This is a genomic window from Acetonema longum DSM 6540, from assembly GCF_000219125.1.
Taxonomy (GTDB): Bacteria; Bacillota; Negativicutes; order Sporomusales; family Acetonemataceae; genus Acetonema; species Acetonema longum.
Map to the genome: position 1 here is coordinate 1 of NZ_AFGF01000020.1, position 4,994 is coordinate 4,994.

Here is a 4,994-nt window from a genome sequence, read left to right on the forward strand (position 1 = left end):
TACGACCTATTCCTCGGCTGGCCCCTCAAAAAACCCCGTGAACTTCAAACCGCCCATACCACCTACGGCTTCCAGCTGGCCTACCAGCTATAGCCTTGCATAAAAAACCTGCCAACCACCGAAACGCGACAGGAGGAAAATAGCGTGGACAACAACGGCACACACCCGACCCGACTGAAAAAAACGATAGCCTGGGTCTTGCTTTTTTTATACCTGGGACAACCCCTGGCCGCTCAAGCCGCCCAAGCCGCCAAACACAGCTCCCAGAGGCCGGTCAGCAAGCTGACCCGCCCCCCGCGCGCCCCGCGGCCGGAAACCAGCCAATATCCCATCACCCCCACCGGCAAAAACCCCTCCATAGACTACGCCGCCAACGGAGTCCGCGTCATCTACATCAACAAACCCACAGGCAGCGGCATCTCCCACAACCAATACCAGGACTTCAACGTCGGCCCCACCGGACTCATCTTAGATAACGCCTACAACATCACCCTCACCGAACTGGGCGGATACATCCAAGGCAACCCCAACCTCGCCAACGGCTCAGCCCGCATCATCTTAAACGAAGTCACCGGCCCCCATCTGAGCCGGCTCAACGGCTACACAGAAATCGCCGGCAAACAAGCCGAACTCATCATTGCAAACCCGAATGGAATTACCGGCGACGGCTTTGGCTTCATCAACACCAGCCGCGCCACTTTAACCACCGGTTCCCCAGTCTTCGATCCCGGCGGCAGCCTGGGAGGCTTTCAAGTCACCGACGGCCAGATCGCCATTCAAGGCGACGGCCTCAACGCCGCTAACATCGACCGCGTCGACCTCATCAGCCGCACCACACAAATCAATGCCGGCATCTGGGCCAACCAACTCAACATCGTCACCGGCGCCAATGACGTATCCTATCAAACCCTGGACGCCAAAAAACTCGACATCGCCGCATCAGAACCCCCCGCCGTCTCCCTGGACGTCGGGCAACTCGGCGGCATGTACGCCAACAAAATCCTCCTCATCGGCACCGAACAAGGCGTCGGAGTCCACTCCCAAGGCACCGTCATGGCCGACAGCGACCTGACCATCACCCAAGACGGAAAACTCATCCTGGCTGGCAGCACCCAGGCCCAGGGCAACATCACCATCCACAGCCAAGACCTGACCCAGGAAGGCAACCTCTACGCCCAAGGCAACACCCAAATCACCACCGCCGGCGCCATCACCAACAGCGGCATCCTAGCCGCCGGCAACAACGCCAGCCTGAACGCCCAAACCATCCAATCCAGCCAACTCCTCGCCGCCGGCCTCAACGCCGACGGCGCATTAGGCGCCCACGGAAACCTCAGCCTGATCAGCCGTGACCAGGCCCAGTTAAGCGGCCAGCAATCCGCCGCCCAGAACATCACCATCCAAGCCGGCGCCATCGACCTGACCCAAGCCAGCACCTCCGCCGGTCAACAGATAACCCTCACCGCCGCCAACGGCAGCATCCTCCACCAAGAAGCCAGCCTGACAGCAGGCGGGAAAGCAACCCTCACCGCCACCGGCACAATCGACAACACCCAGGGCGCCATCCAGACCGGCCAAGGCCTGACCCTCACCGCCGCCGCCATCAACAACACCCAGGGCAGCCTCCTCAACCTCGACGCCAGCCCCCTGACCCTAGACGCCAGTCAAACCCTGACCAACACCCAGGGCCTCATAGGCACCAACGGCGCCGTAACCATCCACGCCAAAACCCTTGTCAACCGGAACCAAGGCCAAATCATCGCCGGGGAAACCCTTTCCCTCATCACCACCGGCGCCATCGACAACACCCAAGGCCAAATCAACGCCATCGGCCTCCTAGACCTCACAGCCGCCAATATCACCAACAGCGGCGGGCAACTCGCCGCCAACACCGACGCCACTCTCACCACCGGCAGCTTCACCCAGGACGGCACCATCATCGCCGGCCGCGACCTGGCTCTCTCGCTCAGTCAAAACTACACCCACCAGGCCGGAACCCAGCTCTTAGCCGGCCGCAACCTCAGCCTCACCACCACCGGCACCCTCACCAACAGCGGCACACTGGAAGCTGTAGACACCCTCACCGTCAGCGGCAAGAACATCACCAACCAAACCAACGCCTCCCTGGCCGCCGGCAACACCATCAACCTCCAGGCCGCCACCGGCGCCATCACCAACCAAGGCCGCATCGACAGCACCTCCGTCAACACCCAAAGCCAGACCCTCACCAACACCGGCGGCATCGTCGGCAACCTCATCACCCTCCAAGCCGACATCCTCACCAACACCGGATCTTCCGCCATCATCGCCGCCACCCATGGCGTCACCCTCCTCGGCAAAACCAAAATACAAAACAAAAGCGGCGCCACCCTCTACAGCCAAGGCGACATCTTCATTGCCGCCAGCGACCAACCCAAACCAGACGGCTCCTATGAACGGACCGGCGCCTTCCTCAACGACAGCACCTCCCGCATCGAAGCCCACCGGAACCTAAGCATTCTGGCAGAAACCCTCAGCAACGACGGCCTCATCAGCGGCGAGCAAATCTACATCGAAGGCAAAACCATCCAAAACAACGCCGGCAAACCCGTAACCGGCAGCCAAACAGGCGACCCCAGCCAGGATACCCCGGCCCTTCCCGGCAACGGCCTCTACACCGTTCGGCCCGAAGCCACCAGCCAATACCTCGTCGAAACCGACCCCCGCTTCACCAGCTACGAAGCCTTCACCACCTCCGACTACATGCTCGAACAACTGGGCCTGGACCCCGAAGCCACCCTCAAACGATTAGGCGACGGCCACTACGAACAAAAACTCGTTCGTGACCAAATCACCCAACTCACCGGCCGTCGCCTGTCAGACGGCTACGAATCCGACGACCAGGCCTACAAAGCCCTCCTGGAAAACGGAGCCCAAACCGCCAAAGAAATGAACCTCACCGTTGGCGTAGCCCTCACCGACGACCAAGTCAAAAACCTCAGCCACGACATGGTCTGGATGGTCGAAAAAGAAGTCCAGGGCCAAAAAGTACTAGTCCCCGTCGTCTACCTGGCCAACACCGCCAATAAAGAAACCACCTCCGCCGGCGGACTTATCACCGGCAAAAACGTCGTCCTCAAAGCCGAAGGCGACATCACCAACAGCGGCGCCATCCGCGCCTCCCACTACACCGGCCTGGAAGCCAAGAACATCGTAAACCGCGCCGGCGCCATCACCGGCGGCACCACCCATCTAAAAACCAGTGAAGACATTCGAAACCAAAGCGGCAAAATATCCGGCGCCAACGTCCTCCTAGATGCCGGACGGGACATTAAAAATGAAACCCTGATCACCACCACCACCAGCAGTACCACCAAGACCCTGCCCAAGAAACACTGGTTTTCCCGTAAGACGAAGGAAACCACCACAACAACAACCACAACCGCCGGCCCCACCGGCAGCATAGAAGCCAGCGAAAACCTCACCGCCGTAGCCGGCCGTGACATCACCATCGCCGGCGCCAGCCTCACAGCCGGCCAAGACCTGGCACTGCAGGCCGGCCGGAACCTGGCCGTCAACACCGTAGAAACAAAAGACACCAAGACCATAACCGGCAAAGGCTATTCCAGCAGCCAGGAAACCACAACTCATCTGCAAAGCAACATCCAGGCCGGAGGAAATGCCACCCTGGCAGCCCAAAACGACCTCACCCTGCAGGGAGCCAACCTCACAGCCGGCCAAGACCTGGCGCTGCAGGCCGGCAGGAATCTGGCCGTCAACGCCGCCCAACAAAAACAATCCAGCGCAGAAAACAAGAAAAAATATTCCCACCACAGCCAAACCATCACCAACCTGCAAAGCAACATCCAGGCCGGAGGAAATGCCACCCTGGTGGCCCAAAACGACCTCACCCTGCGCGGCGCCAACCTTGCGGCCCAAAACGACCTGACCCTCGCCGCCGGCGGCAACATCACCGTCGCCGCCGTCAAAGACCGGGTCACGGAGGATACCAAAAAAGGCAGCCGCAAAAACTACACCTACACCAAAACCGATGACGAATCCGTTGTCGGCTCTCAGCTGGCCGCCGGTGGAAACATCACGATTGCCGCCGTCCAGCTCGACGACCCAAACCCCAACACCAGCGCCAACCGCGGCAATGTCACCATCGAAGGCAGCGCCGTACAGACCGGCCAAGGCAACATCGCCATTGCCGCCGACAACAACATCGATATCAAAGCCGCCTCGGAACGCCATGAAACCTATACCGAAACCAAAAAGACCAAGAAACGGACCTTCTCCTCCAAAACCACGGTTAAAACCAAGCGCACAGTAGAGAACAACGCCATCGGCAGCATCATCCAAGCCGGTGCGGCTTCCAACGGAAATACAGAAGACACCGAGCCCAAACCCACCCTCCAAATCACCAGCGGCAAAGACCTCACCATCCAGGGAAGCATGGTGGCGGCCAGCGGCGCCGTGCAACTCAACGCCGCCAACGACGTCCAGATCACCAGCGCCCAAGACACCCTGACCATCGACACCACCTACTCCTCCAAAAAACGCGGCGCCCTATCCTCCAAAGTCAAAATCGACAACCAGCACACCGCCATCACCACCGCCTCAGGCAGCCTCGTCTCCGGCGATACCGTCGCCATCAACGCCGGCCGAGACCTGACCGTCAGCGGCAGCTCCGTTGCCGGAACCGGCGATGTCGCCCTCTCAGCCAAAAACAACCTCAACATCCTCAGCGCCCAGGACACCATGACCAACCAGCGCTACACCTATGAAAAAACCTCCGGCCTCACCGCCTCCTTCCAAGGTGGGTTCAGCCTCTCCGCCGGCACCACCAGCCTCAAAACCACCACCGACGAAACCAGCGTCAGCCAAGTCGAAAGCATCGTCGGCTCCCAGAACGGCACACTCACCCTCCTGGCCGGCCAAGACGCCACCATCAGCGGCTCCGACATCCTGGGAGGCGCCGGCATTGACCTTCTTGCCCAAAATATCACCATTCA

At 60.2% G+C, this 4,994-nt stretch carries 1 protein-coding gene; it reads left to right on the top strand.

The window, feature by feature from the left end; translation table 11 throughout:
- Positions 1-144 precede the first annotated feature (144 nt).
- Positions 145-4,994, top strand: a 4,850-nt coding sequence (locus tag ALO_RS03470; RefSeq protein ID WP_004092914.1) for a hemagglutinin repeat-containing protein, incomplete at its 3' end; no start/stop codon positions are given.